Source organism: Lacipirellula limnantheis (assembly GCF_007746075.1).
GTDB lineage: Bacteria > Planctomycetota > Planctomycetia > Pirellulales > Lacipirellulaceae > Lacipirellula > Lacipirellula limnantheis.
Map to the genome: position 1 here is coordinate 3,624,919 of NZ_CP036339.1, position 19,336 is coordinate 3,644,254.

Genomic DNA, 19,336 nt, shown 5'->3' on the forward strand with positions numbered 1-19,336 from the left:
CACCCAACGCACGGAGCGACGCATGCCCATTCACCGCTTCTCCCGCCGCACGATGCTGCGCGGCCTCGGCGTCACCATGGCCTTGCCCTGGCTGGAGTCGATCAACGTTTGGGGCGACGAACCGACGGGTCGCGAGCCCTCGAGCGAGGCCCCGCTGCGGCTCGCCGTTCTCTTTGCCGGCAACGGTTTCCATGGCCGCGAATGGTGGGCCAAGGGCGCAGGCGCCGACATGGAACTCGGCCAGGTCCTCGCGCCGCTCGCCGACTACCGCCAGCGGCTGCTCTTCATCCAAGGCCTCTACAACGCCGAGGCCCTTAAGGGCAATATCCACAGCTCGCAAACCGGCAACATCCTCTCCGGCGCCCCGCTCGCCTCCGGCGGCGAAATCCAATCAGGCACCAGCGTCGACCAGTTGCTGGCCGAGCGCTACGGCCGCTCGACGAAGGTGCCGAGCCTCGTCCTCGGCTGCGAGAAGTCGAACCCTTCGGTTCACAAGAACTACTCGATGCTCTACAGCTCCCACATCTCGTGGAGCTCGCCGACCACGCCGACGCCGCTGGAGCTCTATCCATCGCTCGCCTTCGACCGTCTCTTCAAGGATGAAGTCAGCCGCGGCGACCGCAGCGTTCTCGACGCCGTCATGGCCGACGCCCAGGATCTCCGCCGCGGCATCAGCGCGACCGACCAGCGCAAGCTCGACGAGTATCTCGACTCCGTGCGCGACGTTGAACAGCGGATCGAACGCGCGGGCCAGCAGGGCGAACTGCAAGGTTGGCGCCCCACGCTCGACAAGCCGAACGTCCCCCGTCCGCCCGAAGGCATCCCGCAAAACATCGCCGACCACATGCGGCTGATGATCGACGTCCTGGTCCTCGGGTTCCAGACCGATACGACCCGCATTTCGACGCTCAAGCTCAACAACGATCATTCGTCGCTCCGCTTCCCGAATCTCGGCATCGACTACATGATCCACCATCTCCTCTCGCATACCGACAACGCCGACTGGCTGAAGGTGAATCAATTCTTCGTCGAGCAGGTCGCCTATCTCGCCCGCAAGCTCGATGCGATCCAGGAGGGCCCGCGAACGGCGCTCGACAATTCAATGCTCCTCTTCTGCTCCAGCATGATGAGCGGCAGCCACGACGCCACGCAGCTTCCCGTCGTGATGCTCGGCGGCGCCGGCGGCAAGTTGAAGGGGGGCCGCGTGCTCGACTATCGCGAACAACCCGAACGGCAGATGTGCCGTCTCTATCTTTCGATCATGAACAAGATGGGCGTCGAACTCGATCAATTCGGCGACGCGACGCGAGCGCTGGAAGAAGTCTGAATTTTCGCACCGGCTGCCCGTCGCGAAGATTCCGGAGTCGCAAGTGGCTAACGCCGCAGCGGCGGGCGTACCGCTATGTGCGCCTGCTCACTTATGATGCGCAGTGTTTGCGGGAAGGCAATCGACCAAACAAGTGCCGCCTCCCAGCGTTTGCGACCTCCACTCAGGCTCGAAAACGTCGGAACTGTCCAGCAGCGGCAAGGCAGATCAGTAGCCAACCAGCTGGTTCGGGAATTGAAACGGCGGCCTGAGGATTGATCAGCACCGTGAGAGAAGCGATGGAACCTTGATTGGCGGTGAGGATGATGCTGCCGGGCATGTATCCGACCAACGCGGAGACGTCCAACACTCCGGTGCTCTCGGTGGCTGTCGCGATGCCAATATTATCGGCAATCAACGTTAGTCCGCTTCCGTCGGGGCGACTCATCCACGTTTCGCCGTTAACGGTGCCACTATCTTCGTTGACGAAGATCAGCCCCTCGGGATACGAGGTTCCGCCGAGCGTGGTGGCGTCGGTCCACTCGACGTTGTCGGCGTCGCCAATGGCGCCGTCGAGGTCGTTGGCGTGATTGTGTATCTTGGTGATCGTAAAACCGGAGGCGGCCGCGTTGAAGCTGCCGCCGCTGAAATCGAGATTGAAGTCGAAGGTGAAGACGCCTGAATCTTCGTCGCCCAAGACGACCTTCGTGGGATCGACGGGGCTCGTGTCGACGTCTTCGAGTTTGCTGGAGACGAGGGCGCCGGCAGGGGTGGCGTCGAGCGTGCCGTCGAGCGAGATTCCGCTCGAGGGAAGGGCGTCGTTAAGGTAATAGTAACTGCCGTAAGCTAGGCCGTTGCGGGCAAGGAAGTCGCCAGAGGCGGCGCCGAAGCGATCTTTCCCTTTCTCGCCGATGTAGAGTTGCATCCGCGACGTGCCGCCATCGGGCGACAGCAAGAGTGCGACGTGGTTGGTTTCGCCCGTGTCGAGCGCCGCGGCGTTCTCCCAGGAATCGAACGGGATGCCGCCGACTCCCCCCGGGGCGGTACCCGCCAAGCCGCTGATCCGGTAGAAATCGCGATTGGCTAGGTCAAGAGCAAAGAGCCGGTTGGTTCCCCCCTCCTCACCGGTAATGTAAACATTGTCGGCGAAGCCCCGCCCCTGCCCGAACTCTTCCGGTTCGTACGACTGCCCAGAGCAGAAGCGTCCGAACGTCGTTGTCGTGGCGTCGACCGTAGGAATCCAGGAGACGCCGCCGTCGTTGCTCCAGCGCCCGTAGGCCTGACGAGCGGAACTGACGAAACTGACGCCCGGAGAGCCGCCGCCGATCGTATTGGCGATGGCCGTTTTCAAGGCGGCGACGTTCAGATTGACCTCGCTGATCGAACCGTCGCCGGTCTCATGGTTGATCGGCACGCTGAGCGTGCCCGGGCTGGAGATCCAGGCGCCTAAGCCGTCAAACGTGCCGGGCATTGCATAGCTAAATCCATCGCTGATGGGGTCGTTGCCGACGGAGATGACCTCAAAGGCCTTCCAGCCGTTGCGCGGGATCATTTGGAGCGGGCCGCCGTCGAGCGCGTGGACCGGGCGAGAGACCGCGCCGCCTGTGGCTAGTAAAATCAGCGCGACAATTTTCCAAGACGTTCGCGATCGAGCGCGAACAATACCAATCGCAGGCGAGAACATGGCGGTGCTACCTCGAATTGGCCGCGACGCTTCCAGCGAGAATGCGAATCAAACTTCGTTACGCCGCTCGCCGCCGGCGAATCTGGCATCCGATTGCCATAAGCGCCGCGCTCGCCAGCGCCAGCGTCGACGGTTCCGGCACGACGCGCAGAGTCACGTTGTCGAGGCCAATGATTTGGTCGGGCGACGGATCAATGGCGTTGTCGTCGACCCAACGAAGGATGAGATTAGCGCCCGCATTCAACGGCCCGCCGAGATTGATCGCGCCGGCGACGCTGGTGACGCCCACCGTATTGGGGACGATGGGGTTGGTCGCCGGACCGGTGCCGACCGGAATCAGCGCATCGACCGCGGTGAAGTTCACGCCGTTATCGAGACTGTAGAAGAGCCAGTAGCCAGGCAATTCATCGGAGCCTTCGGGAATGCCGGCGCCGGGGGTCCTGCCCGCGTTGTCGGCGCCAACTTGATAACGGCGAATATCGTACGAGGTCAACAACGAGTTCTGGGGAACTCCGGAATTGTTGGTGATGGACAACTGAATGACGCTGGCGGCAATGCCCGTGGGGGCGGTGGCAAGACCGCGATCTGGAGCCGCCCCGCTGGCGCCAAGGGCGTTGTAGCCGTTGACCTGATTGCCAGTGGGATTGTTGTTCACCGTGAGGGCGCCGCCCACGACCCCGCCAGCCGCCGCAACGCCATTTGGGATGGCGCCTACGGCTGGAGTGGAGTTCGAGCCGGTGTTGTTGATGAACGTGCCGCTCGCGCCATTGAGCTGAAGAATCTGCCAACCAACAGGCGCAACCGTGCCAGCGGCACCCATCGAGTCAAAGTTCTCGGAGTAACCGCCAGGCCCGAGCAGCGCCTGGGCCGTGGCCCAGGGAGAGAACGCTGGGCAAGCCATTGTCGTCATCAGCGTGAGTGCGAAAAGGTTGTGTTTCATTAGTCGCTCCACCTATAATCGGATAAGCAAGCCGATATCAATTCACATCGACCGGTGCGCTCCGCGAGGCATCGCAGGTAGCTAACGTCGCAGCTAACTGGCAAAGATAAGATTTGAAAGGTTCGGAAGAGGTGAAAGAGAAAAGTTGACCGCTACGAGCGGGAAGGCGTCTAGCCGGCGTTACAATGCGGCTGAAGTTCCTCGCGACGATGCGGCTGGTCAAAATGACAGGTCAATTTAGGTAGGTCCAGTAAATTATTCACGATTTCTTAATAATTTCTCATTTGCGAAGGGACGCAGTCTTTTTTAGCCGATCCGCTACCTTCTCGCCGGGGCGTGACATCCCGAGGCACTCAGCGGTCGATCCGGCGCGACGACTGCCGCATCCCGTTAGAGTGCCTCCGAGCGTGCCTCGCCGCCAAAACTCCCGATTCCGACCCTTCCATCGACGGCTCAACCGCAGCATGGGAACTTACCGACCTACGCTGGCAACCGTCGTTGTCGTTGCATTGTCTGCGGCCTTGTCCAGTCGCCGCGCCAGCAGTAGCGCTGAAGCCGAAGAATTCAGAGCAAATGTTGTGCAGTTTCGCGAACGAATCGTCCCCTTATTCGAAAGCCGCTGCCTCCGTTGTCACGAAGGCGACTCCCCCGCAGGCGAGCTATCGCTCACCACCCGCGAGCGCGTGATCAAGGGGGGGATCAGCGGAGTCGCCATCGTTCCCGGCCGCCCGGAAGAAAGCTCTCTTCTTGACGCCGTCTCAGGCGACGAGCCGGCGATGCCGAAAGAGGGTCCGCCCCTCACCGCCGCCGAAGTTGCGGCGATCCGTCACTGGATCGCCGCCGGCGCCCCTTGGCCGACCGACGTTGAACTCACCGACAACCGCCCGCACGATCTCAATTGGTGGTCGCTCGAGCCGCTCATCCGTCCAGCGGTTCCCGCTGTCGAGAGCCAATGGATCCGCACGCCCATCGACGCCTTCATTTTGGAGAAGCTTCAAGCCAACGGCCTCGCACCGTCGCCCGAGGCCGATCGCCGCTCGCTCCTCCGCCGACTTTACTTCGACCTCACCGGCCTCCCGCCGACGCCTGACGAAGCAGAAGCGTTCCTCAAAGACGAAAGTCCCAACGCCTACGAAGCGCTTGTCGATCGCCTCCTCGCCTCGCCGCGCTACGGCGAACGGTGGGGCCGTCACTGGCTCGACGTCGCCCACTACGGCGACACACACGGCTACGACAAAGATAAGGTCCGTCCGAACGCCTGGCCTTATCGCGACTACGTCATCCGCTCGTTCAACGACGATAAACCTTACCGCCGCTTTCTCGCAGAGCAGATCGCTGGCGACGTCCTCTTCCCCGAGTCGCCCGACGGCGTGATCGCCACCGGCTTCCTCGTCGCAGGGCCGTTCGACTTCGTCGGCCAGATTGAAGTCGCCGACGGCACGCTCGCCAAGGCGATCACCCGCAACCTCGATCGCGACGACATGGTGACGACCGTCGTCAACACGTTCAATAGCATGACGGCGCAGTGCGCCCGCTGTCACAATCACAAGTTCGATCCGATCTCGCAGGAAGATTACTACAGCCTGCAAGCCGTCTTCGCTGGCGTCGATCGCGCGGAGCGTCCCTACGGCGCCGGCAACCCGGAGGAGGCGCCGCGAACGTTCGCCGCCGCGAGCGATTTTCCGCCGCACGGAGCGTTCACTTCCACCAAAGGCGTTGCGAGATCGATTCGCCTGTTGAAACGCGGCAACGAAGCCACTCCCGGTGACGAAGTCTCGCCGGGAACCTGCGGCTACCTGCCGGCGCTCGGTTCTCGTTTCGAACTTGATCCCGCCGCCAACGAAGGCGCTCGCCGGGCGGCGCTCGCGGCGTGGCTCGCGCACCAGGACAATCCGCTCACGTGGCGCTCCATCGTCAACCGCGTCTGGCAGTACCACTTTGGCCGCGGCATCGTCGACACGCCGAACGACTTCGGCCGCATGGGTTCGCTGCCGACGCACCCTGAATTGCTCGACTGGCTTGCCGTTGAATTCCGCGACGGGCCGCAAAGCCTCAAAGCGCTCCATCGTCTCATCTGTACCAGCGCTGTCTACCGGCAAGCGTCCCTCGGCAATCCCGCCTTCGAAAGCAGCGACGGCGCCAACCAATTCCTCTGGCGGATGAACCGCCGCAAGCTCGAGGCCGAAGCCGTACGCGACGCGGTACTGGCCGTCGCGGGCCAGCTCGACCTCACCGCCGGCGGCCCCGGCTTCCGCGCGTTCGAGTTCCGCGACGATGAGTCGCCCCACTATGACTACGAGCAATACGATCCCGCCGACCCGCAGTCGCACCGCCGCAGCGTCTATCGCCAGATCGTCCGCAGCGTTCCCGATCCCTTCATGGCGACGCTAGACTGCGCCGATTCCTCGGCCGCCGTCGCCAAGAGAAACGAAACGCTGACGCCGCTGCAGGCGCTGGCCATGCTAAACAACCGCTTCATGGTGAGCATGGCCGAGCGTTTTGCCGAGCGAATCGAACCGCTCGGCGCAGACGACGCGCACCGCCTCGCCACCGCGTGGCAACTCGCCTTCGCGCGCCAACCGACGCCCGAGGAGCTTGCCCCGCTCGTCGCCTACGCCGAACAGTACGGCCTCGCCAACGCCTGCCGCGTGATCTTCAACATGAATGAGTTCGTCTTCATCGATTGACTCTCATCCTGGAGCTGCTTTACCCCCTGGCTGCGAACCTTATTCAATAAGCATCACGAAACGCATTTACCACAGAGAACACAGAGGCCACAGAGAAGAAAATAAACTGCAATCTCCGCAATTCCTTCTGTGATCTCTGTGTGCTCTGTGGTGAAGGCGATAGGGATTAAGCATTTCAAGTATGACGGCAGTTGAATAGGACTCTCTGCCGGGTAACGCTACGCATAATGACGCTTACCGACAGAGCTGACAGTTAAGCCGACATGCCCTCAATCATTCCGCCAACGCCGCCCTACAACGCCGCCTCCCGCCGCGACTTCCTCTGGAATCTCGGCGGCGGCCTCGGCGGCATCGCGCTCGCCAGCATGCTCGGCCAAGACGGCCTCCTCGCCAGCGACGGCGTCGCAGCACGCCATGGAGTCCTCCACTATCCGCCGCGAACCAAACGCGTCGTCCAGCTTTACATGTCAGGCGCTGCCAGCCAGTGCGACCTCTGGGACTACAAACCGCAGCTCCAAAAACAACACGGCGAGAAATTTGATCCTGGCGAAGCCGTTGAGCTCTTCCAATCGTCGCCCGACAAGGTGATGCAATCCCCCTTCGCCTGGAAGCAATACGGCCAATCAGGCAAATGGCTCAGCGGCCCAGTGGCGCCGCTGGGCGACTGCGTCGACGACATCGCCTTCATCCACTCGATGGTGTCGAAGTCGAATGTCCACGGCCCCGCCACCTTCATGCAGGCGACCGGTTTCGTCCTACCCGGCTTCCCCAGCATGGGCTCGTGGATCAGCTACGGCCTCGGCAGCCTCAACGAGAATCTGCCGACGTTCGTCGTCCTCCCCGACCCGCGCGGCTTCGCCCCGAACGGCCCAAAGAACTGGGGCTCCGGCTTTCTCCCCGCCGAGCATCAAGCCTCGATGGTCCAGCCTAGCGCAAAGACGCCGATCGCCGACCTCTTCGCTCCCGCCGACGGCTATGTGAGCGCCTGCAGCGACGCCGACGCCCTCGATCTCCTCGCGACGCTCAATCGCCAACACGAGTCGACCCGCCCCGGCGACTCGCGGCTCGACGCCCGCATTCGCTCGTACGAACTCGCCGCTCGCATGCAGCTCAGCGCGCCGGAGGTCCTTGACCTCCGCCAAGAGCCCGAACACATCCTCCGGATGTACGGCCTCGATCGCGACAACACGATCACCCCCGCGACGCCGCAGATCAACGCCGCCCAGGAGATCGAATACTTCGGCCGCAATTGCCTCACCGCCCGGCGGCTGCTGGAGCGAGGCGTCCGCTTCGTCCAGATATGGAGCGGCGCCGACAACGGGTTCCCGCGCCGTAATTGGGACTCGCACGAGGATCTCGGCCGCGACCACGGCCCGTTAGCACAAGGGCTCGGCGTCGGCGCCGCCGCGCTGATCAAAGATCTCAAGCAGCGCGGCATGCTCGACGACACGGTCATCCTCTGGACCACCGAGTTCGGCCGCATGCCGTGCAACCAAGGTTCGCTCGGCCGCGACCACAATCCGTTCGTCTTCACCAACTGGCTCGCCGGCGGCGGCATCCGCGGCGGCGTCACCTACGGCGAAAGCGACGAGTGGTCGTACAAACCGCTCGACCGCGACCGACCGACCTACTGCTACGACGTCCACGCCACAATCCTGCACCAACTCGGCATCGACCACGAGCGGCTCACCTACCGCAGCAACGGCATCGACCGCCGCCTCACCGACGTTCACGGCCAAGTGATCCGCGAGATCATCAGCTAACGCCTTTGCAGCCCCTGGCTCCGCCAGGGGGTCGGCCACTATGCCGGCAGGCTTCGTCCCGCGAAGTGCTACCCCCTGGCGAAGCCAGGGGCTAAAAGTGCGTTCAAGTCGCCTCAATCAGCGTCTCCCCAGCATCCGCCGAAGCTTCCGCCGCCGCCGCCAGACTAATCGCCTCCGCCGAAGTCGCCGCCCCATCCGCGACGCGCACGCGTCCCGCCAACCACAGACTCAACACTGTCGCCCCCGCCGCAATCCAGCCGACCGTGCCAAAGTGCTCCAGCTTGCCGTCCGCACTCTTTGAAATAATGGCGCCCCCGATCGACGCCCCGATCCCGCTGGCAATATGTTGCAGCGACGAGTTCGCACTTAGAAACCCGCCCCGCCGCCGCGGTTCGACGCTGCTGGTCACCATCGCCATCGCCGGAATCATCCGGCCGACGTTGAAGGCCATCATCACGCCAAAGAGCGCGATCGCCACGGCCGCGTGAACCGGCGGCAAGTGAGTCAGCACCACGAACATCACCGCCGAACCCGGCGCCACGATGCGATAAATCTTGAGTTTGCCATGCCGGTCCGCCAGTCGGCCGACCACCGGCGCCGTCGCCAACGTTAGCACGCCGCCGGCGACGTACAGCAGCGACAGCTGGATCTCCGTGATGCCGATATTCCCGACCAGAAACACGCTGAGGTATGGAAATACGGAAAAGCTGCCGACCATCAAGGTCACGATCAGCGCGAACGCCTTCAAGTGATTGGCGTCTGAAAACGTCTCGATCAGAGACCGCAACGGATGTTCGTGCGATTTGCCGACATGCGTATCAAGCGCCGGCATCGCGAACGGCGTCAGCACGAGCGCCGGAATTCCCGCGATCGCCAGCGTCACGAACGGCACATGCCAACCGAAGTTCGTCCCGAGCAATTGCCCCAACGGCACGCCCGCCACCGACGCCAGCGCAAACCCCGTCATCAGCGACCCCGTCGCCCGACCGCGGCGTTGCTCCGGGAAGACGTCGCCGATGATCGCCATCGCCATCCCGCCGAGAATGCCGCCAAAGGCGCCCGTCACGATCCGCGCGACCACCAGCAGTTCATACGTCGGCGCCAACCCGCAGCAAAGCGTCCCCAGCAGGAACCCTGCGTTGAGCGTCATGAACGTCGTCCGCCGCGCGAACCGATCGACGACCGACGACGCAATCAACCCTGCCACCCCCGCGGCGAAGGTATACGACGAGATGATCACGCCAAACTGTGCCGGGTAGATCTGCAGCGACCGCATCAACTGCGGCCCCAGCGGCATCACGATCATGAAATCAACGATCGTCGTGAACTGCACCGCGGCCAGAATCAGCACCACCAACTGCTCACGCCGTCGCTGAAACGCCCCGTCGTCGCTCGCTCCCTCAACTTGCATCACGCTGCCTCGCTTCCTCGGTTCCGTTCCAATTCGCGCTCTTCCATCGAGGTCCGCGCGAGGCCTCATTCTACGCACGGAGGCCGCCGCCGGTGAGGACTTGACGCGGCGACCACAGGTTCGCGGGAGCTTGTCGAAACGACGACGAGCGCCGTCAAGCTCCCCATTCGCGGCGAAGTGTTGCGAGACGCAACGATAGCGCGAGCTAGGCGTCGAAAAGAAATCTGCCGCTAATGCTCTTAGATCGGCAACATGCGGCCCGTTTCCAGCAGATTCCGATGAAGCTCGAAGCAACGCCCCAAGTCGTGCCGGATATGCCCCACCGGCGATCCTTCGAGATAGCAGTGCAGGTATTCGCGGTAAGCCGGGTGAGCGCACTTCTCGATGATCCGTCGCGCACGCTCCATCGGCCCCAAGCCGCGCAGGTCGGCCAACCCCTGCTCGGTCACGACGACCTGCACCGAATGTTCGTTGTGGTCGACGTGACTCGCCATGGGTACGACGGTTGATATCCGCCCCCCCTTCGCGGTGCTCGGCGCCACCAGGAACGACAGGTAAGCGTTCCGCGTAAAGTCGCCCGACCCGCCGATGCCGTTCATCAACTGCCCGCCGCAGACGTGCGTCGAGTTCGCGCACCCCGCCAGATCCATTTCCAGCACCGTGTTGATCGCGATCACTCCCAGCCGTCGGATGACGCCCGGATTGTTGGAAAGCTCTTGCGGTCGCAGCACGATGCGCGGTGCGAAGAAATCGATGTTGTCGTATACTCGCTGCAGCTTCGCGTCGCTCAAGGTGAGACTCGTCGCCGAGGCGCCCCGCAGTCGACCCGTTTCCATCAGATCGACCAGCGCATCCTGAAACACTTCGCTGTACATTTCCAGCGGCGGCACGTCGGGGTGGGCGCCCAGCCGCGCCATCACGGCGTTGCCAATGTTCCCCACGCCTGACTGCAACGGCAGCCACTCGGCCGGCAGCCGCCCCCGTCGCGTCTCCTCCAGGAGAAACGAGATGACGTGATCCGCGATTTGCTCGCTCACCGCGTTCGGAGCGTCAAAGGCCGCCACGCCGTCCGCTTCATTGGTCTCGACGACGCCGACGATCTTCGCCGGATCGACCGCTATGTACGATGTTCCAATCCGCGACGTCGCCCGTTCAATCGGAATCGACCGCCGCTCGGGCGGCAACGGCAACGTCCAAATGTCGTGCAACTCCCCCAGTCGCGGCGAGTGGCGGCGGTTCAGTTCGACGATCACCCGATCCGCGTGTCGCAAGAATGTCGGCGACGCCCCCACCGATGTGCTCAGCGTCAAGCGACCCTCGGGCGTCAGATCGACCCCTTCCACGACGGCCAAGTCAAGATTGCCGAAAAATCCGCACTCCACCATCTGGGGCAGATGCGACAGGTGCATGTCAACGAACTCGATTTCCTGTCGATTGATCCGCTTGCGTAGCGCCGCGCTGCTCTGGTACGGCGCCCGCCAGGAAATCGCATTCGCTTCCGCCAGCGCATCGTCAAGCGCCGCCCCAGTGCTCGCTCCGGTCAGCACCCGAATCCGAAATCGCTCGCCCCGGTCGTGCAGCGCCTGGGCCCGGGCGGCCAGCGCCCGCGGCACGGCCTTGGCCGCTCCCGCCGGCGTAAACCCCGAAAAGCCGACGAGCGCCCCGTCTGGTATCAAATCAGCCGCCTCGCAAGCCGAGAGCTTGCGAAATCCAGAGCATTGTATCATCGCCTAGTGCCTTGCCTGGGAATCGATTCGAATTCAATGACGAGTTAGAGAAGCCTATGCTGGACGGGTGCAACGCCGCCGATGAACGAACTGCCACGCAACTTTGCAAATCTAGCGCCGTCCGCCAGCGGCACGAAATGCGCGATTACGCCCACTCAACCCCAAGTTTCCGCGCTCCGATTCGCTCATAGAGCTCCAAAATGATGCGCGTAACGATAGTTGAAGAGGTCCGGCATCGATGATCAAACGGATCGCAGGGACCGCAGCGCCGCTGACAGTTTACTGGCTGAGGGATACCGCTCTCCTGGCGATTTGCTCAACGCCTTCTCCACGATCGCCGCTAACGCCGCTGAGACATCTCGCCTGAGCTTTCCAATCCGTGTCGGCAATCCTCCCGACGCCACTTTCGCCAGCACGTCCGCGACGGTAGTCCCGCCAAATGGCGGTCGCCCAGTTAACAACGCGTACAAAACCGCCCCCAATCCATAAACGTCGGTGACCGGTCCGATCGTTCCCCACCAACGGCTCACTTGCTCGGGCGCCATGTACGGCGCTGTCCCCGCAATGCGATCGCCCGCGGCCACGCCCCCTGCGTCGACGGTGCGGGCCAGTCCAAAGTCGGTGACGCGGACGCGACGCTCGCCATCGAGCACCAGGTTCCCCGGCTTCAAGTCGCAATGAATCACCCCGACGGAGTTCGCATACGCAATCGCATCCGCCGCTTCGCACGTCCAGCGCAAGGCATCCGCAACCTCGACCGGCCCTGCCGCGATGATCATCGCCAGGTCAGGGCCCGGAAGCAACTCCATTGCCAAAAAGTGCCCGCCGCCAAGAGTCTGACCGACGGCCTGAATGGGAACCAGTCCAGGGTGCGAGAGAGCCGCAACGACGCGCGCCTCATCGAGAAAGCGTGCGATTGCCGCCCGGTCTCGATGAAACGACTTCCGTAGATACTTCACTGCCGACGCCTCTCCCGTCGGCAGATGCGTCGCTCGGTACACTCTCCCCATTTGGCCGGCGCCGATCATTTCATGCAGCAGGTATTCCTCAAACCTGGCCCACGCCGCGCCGACAGGGGGAAGCGAAGGAGCCGCTAGGCGTTGCCGCACCGCCACCGTGATTGCCATCGTTGAATTGAGAGCGCCCCACGCGTCGACGTCTCCAAGCTCCGCTTGAAGATCTCGATCAACCTCGGCGAGTCGAGTCGTCAACAGTGCGGCATACTGGGGAAACCTCGCCATGAACTCGCCGTACTCCGGGCGATCTCCCCAAAGCCGCCGGACTCGATACTCTTCCTCGACCATTGACATTGGAATAGTTTCGAGCGAGCCAAGCGACGGCAGCTCATGCCAATACTTTTCGACTCGCCAGGCAGGAAAGCCGCCCCGGCGCGAGTCTTTCCAACGCCATTCGAGATCGACGGCAATCAGTTCATGAACCAATGACCCTTCGACTGAAATGTTGGCGTCAAACTCGCTCGTCAGGCGCTCACGGACGAATGTCGCAACGGTGGGTCGATTGCCGTTTCGCCACTCTTGCTCGAACTCTTCGATAAGCCGTTCGCGAGCGCCGCGATCATTCATCGCCCGCGCGCTCCATTCGCTTGGCCAACGACCCGCGAATCTCCGCCAGCGTTCGCCGAATCGTGCGCTCCGACCGTCCCGTCAGTTCTGCGATTGCCGCCAACGATTCTTCTTGCAGCCGCAACTCGACGACGCGACGCGCCAACGGATCGAGTCGAGACAGCAGCGACTCCAACTCGTCAGATAGGCCGACGACTTCCTCTGGCGACGGCTCGCGGCTGAACGCATCCTTCTCCGCGAGCAGCGCTTCCATGGCGGCTGATCGCCCCGCGGTCCGGTGGCGTCGCGCTTGCCGATAGAGCTTGCGAAGCGTGATCGTAGCCAGCAGTCGCCAGAGATCTCCGCTCCGGCTGAGCGTAAAGCGACCCGCCCGGGCTCCGACGAAGAAGCTCCGGTAGGCCGACATCACGATGTCTTCCGGATCGGTCCGAACTGCCAACATCGGTGATAACCGAGCGCGCGCCAGCCGGGTCAATCGCTCGACGTACCGCGCAAACAATTCGTCCGCCGCCGCCGGGTCGCCCTGGCGGTATCGTTCGAGAATCTCAGCGGTTGCTTCCTCGTTCATTTCTTGAAGACCCGCCCTCAGTGCTCGGAAGTTCGCCCTGGTCCCCAATTCGGCCGCAAACTTTGCGAAATTTCCATGAAATACTTGGCCGCCCGCCGCCCGCGCCGGGCATTAACCAGCAGAGGGAGCCAATTCAGCGCCCTCTGGTCCGACGGAATATGGAGACGCCACTCATGGCCTTTGTCGTCGCCGCTCCCTGCTTTGGCTGCAAGTATACCGATTGCGTCGTCGTCTGCCCTTGCGAGTGCTTCCACGAGGGTGATCAAATGCTCTACATCGACCCCTTGGAGTGCATCGACTGCGAAGCGTGCGTCCCTGAATGCCCCGTCGAGGCGATCTTCTACGAGGACAACATACCGGCCGAGTGGCAGCAGTTCATCGCGCTAAATGCCGAGATGTCCGCAAAGACGCCGCAAATCACCCAGCGCAAAACCCCGCTAGCTCCGTAGCAAAGTCGCGGCAGTAAAATGTGGCGTGAGCCAAAGGTGATGTGATGGGTGTTCCGATGTCGCAGCGTCACTTCGGCGAACGCTCCTCTACCTCATACGTCCCATCCGCCCGCCCCGTCACGTCGACGATCTGGTCATGTACGTAGATTCGAGTGACGGTTAACTCCGGCCAATTTTTCGGCAACTGAGGATGGACCTCAAAGCCGTCAACCGTCGGCTGAAACCCCAAGAACCCGTACAACATCACCTGCGGCACAAGCACGCTCTCGAAGAACTCGTGATCCATCCCTAATCCGCCGGCGACATTTCCTCCCTGCATCGTCCCCCTCGCGGGATTCTTGCCGTAGTACGCCCGGTAGCCGCCGTCGGCCTCCACTTCCTCAAACCATTTGGCAATCTCTGCCAATCGCGCCGCCGCGGCGTCCGGCCCCGCCGTCTTCAGCCGCGCCATCAGGTCATGGTACGACCATCCCAGCACCGCGCCCCCATCCTGCACCTGATTCCCCCACGGCACGCTCTCCGGCGCCGACCAATTCCAGACGTAATAGTCAATGTTCCGCAGCGTCGTCGACCGCGGCCCGAACCGCCAGTGATAGATGTCGGCCCCCGTCGACGTATCGCCCGCGACGGTTCGCTCGCCCCGCATCCAATCATCAATCGACTTCGCTTGCTCGTCAGTCGCAAAGCCGTGGTAAACCGCTTCGTTGTTTAAGAACGTGAAGCCGTAGTCATGCAGCCCCCCGTCCAAATCGCGCGTCCCAAATCGACCAGTCGTCGCATTCCAGAATCGCTCGCCGCCATACGCCTTTACTTCTTCGGCGTGGCGCCTCAAGTCAGCAGCGTCGTATGACGCCTGTTTAGTGTCTTCGGCAAGATGCCATTCCGGATGGGCGACGATCGCCTCCTCGAGCGCTGCCAAATCCCGCAGCGCGTCGTAGTAGTACACGGTCGCCAGCGCATCTTCCCCGCCGAACGGCAGCAGATCCCAGTAATTGCTCCCCACCCCTTCGCCCGGCACGATCGTCTTGACGCCGTCGACCACTCGCACGCCGCTTCGCCCTTCATGCCCGGGCCAGGTCGTGTAGATGCACTTCCGTTCGTGCGTCTGAAACTCGCGCTTGACGAACCGCATCGCGACGCGAATCCGCTCGATCTGCTCCCGCAAGAACGCCACGTCGCCCGTCCACATAAAATAGTCGTGACAGGCTCGGATGAAGTTGAGGTTGTTGACGTTATGCCGCGTGTCGACCGCCGTGTGAATCGACTTGAAGACGACGGCCGCCGGCCCCTGATTGCCGAACCCAATCCGCAGTCCCGTGATCGTTCCCTGCCATTCCGCATGGCGATAGAGAGCGACCATCGTCCGCGTCTCTCCCCCCGCGACGTCGACGTGCCCATTCTCCAAACGCCTTCCCGCCGCCGGTGCGAATGAGATCCGCCGCTCAGCCGAGTACTCGGGCGACTCCGCCGTGGTCCATTCGACGGTGCATTCCGCCCCCTCCAGTCCCGCTGCCCACCAATTGATGCGCAGCCACGGCGAGCGCGCCGCCTCGATCGCGAACCCCGGCGACGCGACGACCGCCGCCGGTTCGTCAAGAGTCACGCTCCAGCCATGTGGTCCAATGGCGCCGCTGCGTCCTCCCAGGACGTTCCATCCCTCCGCCGTCGCCGCGGGCCCCTCATATCCGCCCCCGACGCCGATCGGCGCAAAGTGCCACCCGATGCCCCCCGCATGCATCCAGAACGGAAAGGGCCACCCCTCCGCATGCGCCGGACCGTCATGTTGCCGAGTATGGACATACCCCTCCGCATTGAGCGTCCGCCCGCTGAGGGCCTCGCGCCACCGTCGCCGCATCGCGTTGAGCGCATCCGTCGACGCCGCCACGTCGGTCGTCGGCGTCCCCGCCCCCATCGCCGGCCACAGCGTCGCCTTCGCCATCCACTCGTCCCACAGCGGAATCAACGGCCCGGCGTGTTCGTAGTGGAGCCAGAACAACCGCCGCACCGCGTCCATCTCGCGCTCTTGTCCCGGCACGCCAAACGACGGAAAGTCTGCTGGCGGCTTAGCGATTTCCGCATAGCAAGTCGCCGCCCCTCCCAGCATCGAGCCAAACGCCAAGCCCGCGCCCAGAAAAACAGAGCGCAGAAATCTGAATTGGGTCGCCGTCCCAGCCATGCTAAACTCCTCGGTGCCGTTGCAGGTCATTCGCTCATTGTCGCAAGTTACGTCTCCCCTCGCGACCCGCCCCCGCCCAACCGCTTGCGGCTTAGCGACATGCACTTCACCATTCGCCAACTTCTCTTGCTGACTTTCCTCGGCGCCTCACTATTCGTCCCTTTGGCGAAGCCGTCGCTCTGGTGGGCACTTTCCCTTCCAACGATCGGCGCGGTCGTCGCGACGTACGCACTTGCTAGAGTCATGTCGAGCAAGGAGCCAGGGCGATTGTTTTGGACCACATTTCTTGGCGGCGTCGCGACATACCTCGCGCTAGTCTTGTTCGTCGGATTTTTCGCTGGATCTGATGTGATGCGACGCAGCAATATTTGGGACGACTACTTAGGCCGTCCCGCCTACAAATTGCTCCACGGCGAATCGGCGTTCATCACGAACCGACAGGGGCTCCGGGACGCTGACTTTACCAGCTTCTTACTATGGTTCCACATTGTCTGCGCAGTTGTTGTCTCGTCCACGGCTAGTTTTGTCATTCAGCTCATCACCTTACGGCGCACCTCACAGCCGAACCGTCTGCCGTAAAGTGACGCACGACGTATCGAGACCCTTCAGCCATCGATTGCTTCCATGCACTTCAGCCTCCGCACCCTCCTCGTCGCCACCACCGCGGTCGCCATCTACGTGGGCGGTTCGCTCGGCATGCTCCGCACGTTGAACGTTTGGCAAGGAGGGGGCGCCCTGCGACCTATTAGTTTCCTGTTCTTCTCTGACCTGCCGCTTTTCGTCCTCTGGGTCTTCGCTGCGGTCTGGGGATACGAGCGCCGCCAGCGGCCTGGCATGAACGCTTTGCTTGGAGGGCTGGGGCTCACGGCCTGCTGGCGATTCGCCTCGCCGATCTTGCAGACCATAATCCTTCGGCCAAGCGGCGCCAGCTGGGAGGGAGCCTTCTCCGCTTGGGTCATCTTCAATGCGCTGATACATACGACGATCTGGGCGTTGCTCCTCTACGCCTTCGTCAAGGCCAGCGAATCGCGTCCAGCGCCCGTCTCGCCGTGGGAAGAACCGTCGCCTGGCGACCCGCACGACCGTTAGCCGCTCGTGGACTCCGTTAAAGAACCTTCCGGTCCCCTCCCCTTGAGGGGGAGGGCTAGGGAGGGGTGAGCGCAGCGCGTACCAGGCTTCCACCCCCTCTTCTTCCCTTCCATTGGCGTCGTTGGCGTCCTCGGCGGTTAATCTGAACCTCAAACAGCCCAGCATAAAATCCGCCAACTACCATCTTGAAAATGGGCCACGCGATCCGTTAGGGTCGAGTTTCTGCCTGCGCGCGATCGCGCAACGTGACGATTTGTCTCGACTAGTCAGCAAGAAGATGCCCAGCAATTCTCGCCACCAACGACGCGAAACGCCGGTTGTGTCCAAATGTCATGGACAAAACCCCGGCCCGTCGTTGTTGCGCGAACACCCTGGAAACGCCGAGCAATACCAAGCGCCACGGACAAAAGCAGCACGGCGAGCGCGCGTTTTGTCCGCGCCAATCGCGTTTCACGCGCAGACAATTCGGACGCCACGGACAAAACTAAGCAATCAACTCCGGCACCACCCGCGTCGGCAGCACGCCGGTCAGCCGCTGGTCCAGACCCTGGTGCTTCACGGTAAATCGTTCGTGATCGAACCCGAGTTGATGCAACACCGTCGCGTGCAGATCCCGCACCGGCAGCGGATCCTTGACGATGTTGTACGAGAACTCGTCGGTCTCGCCGTAGACGCTCCCGGCGTTCACCCCGCCGCCCGCCATCCACATCGTAAAGCAGCGCGGGTGATGGTCGCGCCCGTAGTTCTGGTCCGACAGTCCTCCCTGCGAATAAATCGTGCGGCCGAACTCGCCCCCCCAGATGATCAGCGTCTCGTCGAGCAGGCCCCGCTGCTTGAGGTCCTGGATCAGTCCGTAACACGGCTGGTCGACGTCGCGGCATTGATCGGGAAGCCGTCCCGCCACGTTGGCGTGGGTGTCCCAGTTGTTGTGGTAAATCTGCACGAAGCGGACCCCGCGCTCCACCATCCGGCGGGCCAAGAGCGCTGTGTTCGCGAACGTCCCCGGCGTCTTGGCCGCGTCGCCGTAGAGGGCCAGCGTCGCGGCCGACTCCGTCGCGAGGTCGGTCATTTCCGGTACGCTCGCCTGCATCCGGAACGCGAGCTCGTACTGTTGAATCCGCGTATGCGTCTGCGGGTCGCCCAGCTGACGGTAGTTCATCTCGTTGAGCGCTTTCAGTCCGTCGAGCGTCGTCCGGCGCACGTCGCGACTCACACCCGGCGGGTCGTTGATGTAGAGAATCGGATCGCCCGCGGTCCGGAAGCTCACTCCGGCGTGTTCGCCCGGCAAGAACCCGCTCGACCACAGCCGGGCCGAGATCGCCTGCACCTGCTCCGTGTTGGTCGGTCGTGCGACCATCACCACGAACGTCGGCAGGTCGTCGTTCAGCGAGCCCAGTCCGTACGACGCCCATGCCCCCAGGCAGGGCCGGCCCGTCACCTGGTTGCCCGTCTGGATAAACGTGATCGCGGGCTCGTGATTAATCGCGTCGGTATGCATGCTGCGCATGAACAGCACGTCGTCGACCTGCTTCTTCATCCACGGCATCAGCTCGCTGACCCACATCCCCGACTGGCCGCATTGCTCGAACTTGTACTTCGACGGGGCGATCGGAAATCGCGTTTGGCCGCTGGTCATCGTCGTCAGCCGCTGACCCATCCGGACCGACTCGGGAAGGTCCTTGTCGTACCACTGGCGCATCACCGGCTTGTAGTCGTAGAGATCCATTTGCGACGGACCGCCGACCATGTGAAGGTAGATGACGTGCTTCGCCTTCGCGGGGAAGTGCAACCCGTGTCCGGGCGCCAGGGCCGGAATCGAGCCGAGTGCCTTACCCGCCAACGTCGGCCCGGCGAGCGTCGCCAGCGCGGCGGACCCCAACAGGTGCGAGCCCTGCGACAGGAAGTAGCGGCGGCTGACGTTGGTGCGCAGCTCGTTGAGAAGACCCATCGTGA

At 62.9% G+C, this 19,336-nt stretch carries 14 protein-coding genes; 6 read left to right on the top strand and 8 right to left on the bottom strand.

Annotation, left to right across the window (positions count from 1 at the left end):
* The first annotated feature begins 22 nt into the window (after positions 1-22).
* On the top strand, positions 23-1,327 hold the full coding sequence (locus tag I41_RS13910) for a DUF1552 domain-containing protein (RefSeq protein WP_145433264.1): 1,305 nt from the start codon (positions 23-25) through the stop codon (positions 1,325-1,327).
* 163 nt (positions 1,328-1,490) lie between these two features.
* Here the strand turns inward: I41_RS13910 and I41_RS13915 are convergent, their stop codons facing one another.
* Both I41_RS13915 and I41_RS13920 read right to left on the bottom strand, forming a co-directional pair.
* A complete protein-coding gene (locus I41_RS13915) occupies positions 1,491-2,858 on the bottom strand; it encodes a hypothetical protein (protein WP_145433265.1) in 1,368 nt (455 codons plus the stop codon).
* Positions 2,859-3,048: 190 nt separating this feature from the next.
* Positions 3,049-3,930, bottom strand: a complete 882-nt coding sequence (locus I41_RS13920) for a PEP-CTERM sorting domain-containing protein (RefSeq protein WP_145433266.1) — start codon at positions 3,928-3,930, stop codon at positions 3,049-3,051.
* Between the two features lie 578 nt (positions 3,931-4,508).
* Between I41_RS13920 and I41_RS13925 the strand changes: the two genes are divergently transcribed.
* Complete coding sequence (locus I41_RS13925) at positions 4,509-6,617, top strand: PSD1 and planctomycete cytochrome C domain-containing protein (RefSeq protein ID WP_168206904.1); 2,109 nt, start codon at positions 4,509-4,511, stop codon at positions 6,615-6,617.
* A gap of 263 nt (positions 6,618-6,880) precedes the next feature.
* Entirely contained in the window at positions 6,881-8,380 is a 1,500-nt protein-coding gene (locus I41_RS13930) for a DUF1501 domain-containing protein (RefSeq protein ID WP_145433270.1), read from the top strand.
* A 103-nt stretch (positions 8,381-8,483) separates the two neighbouring features.
* On the opposite strand, the gene I41_RS13935 is transcribed toward I41_RS13930, so the two are convergent.
* From I41_RS13935 to I41_RS13950, 4 genes are all read right to left on the bottom strand, one after another.
* Positions 8,484-9,791, bottom strand: a complete 1,308-nt coding sequence (locus I41_RS13935) for an MFS transporter (protein WP_145433272.1) — start codon at positions 9,789-9,791, stop codon at positions 8,484-8,486.
* A gap of 239 nt (positions 9,792-10,030) precedes the next feature.
* Positions 10,031-11,518 carry a succinate CoA transferase gene (locus I41_RS13940; RefSeq protein WP_145433274.1) on the bottom strand — a complete coding sequence of 496 codons (1,488 nt, stop codon included), beginning with the start codon at positions 11,516-11,518 and terminating at the stop codon, positions 10,031-10,033.
* Positions 11,519-11,760: 242 nt separating this feature from the next.
* Positions 11,761-13,101 (bottom strand): serine/threonine-protein kinase, encoded by a 1,341-nt coding sequence (locus I41_RS13945; RefSeq protein WP_145433276.1) that lies wholly within the window; start codon positions 13,099-13,101, stop codon positions 11,761-11,763.
* Entirely contained in the window at positions 13,094-13,669 is a 576-nt protein-coding gene (locus I41_RS13950; RefSeq protein WP_145433277.1) for a sigma-70 family RNA polymerase sigma factor, read from the bottom strand. The genes I41_RS13945 and I41_RS13950 overlap by 8 nt, the downstream gene beginning before the upstream one ends.
* Before the next feature lie 173 nt (positions 13,670-13,842).
* Between I41_RS13950 and I41_RS13955 the strand changes: the two genes are divergently transcribed.
* Positions 13,843-14,118: a 4Fe-4S binding protein gene (locus I41_RS13955; protein ID WP_145433279.1), complete on the top strand. Its 276-nt coding sequence runs from the start codon at positions 13,843-13,845 to the stop codon at positions 14,116-14,118.
* Positions 14,119-14,185: 67 nt separating this feature from the next.
* On the opposite strand, the gene I41_RS13960 is transcribed toward I41_RS13955, so the two are convergent.
* Positions 14,186-16,324 (bottom strand): glucosidase family protein, encoded by a 2,139-nt coding sequence (locus I41_RS13960; RefSeq protein ID WP_145433281.1) that lies wholly within the window; start codon positions 16,322-16,324, stop codon positions 14,186-14,188.
* A 69-nt stretch (positions 16,325-16,393) separates the two neighbouring features.
* Here I41_RS13960 and I41_RS13965 point away from each other — a divergent pair, with 69 nt between their 5' ends.
* Positions 16,394-16,873, top strand: a complete 480-nt coding sequence (locus I41_RS13965) for a hypothetical protein (RefSeq protein ID WP_145433283.1) — start codon at positions 16,394-16,396, stop codon at positions 16,871-16,873.
* 45 nt (positions 16,874-16,918) lie between these two features.
* Positions 16,919-17,383, top strand: coding sequence for a hypothetical protein (locus I41_RS13970; RefSeq protein ID WP_145433285.1), 465 nt, complete (start codon positions 16,919-16,921; stop codon positions 17,381-17,383).
* A 484-nt stretch (positions 17,384-17,867) separates the two neighbouring features.
* On the opposite strand, the gene I41_RS13975 is transcribed toward I41_RS13970, so the two are convergent.
* Entirely contained in the window at positions 17,868-19,331 is a 1,464-nt protein-coding gene (locus tag I41_RS13975; RefSeq protein ID WP_145433287.1) for a DUF1501 domain-containing protein, read from the bottom strand.
* Positions 19,332-19,336: the final 5 nt, after the last annotated feature.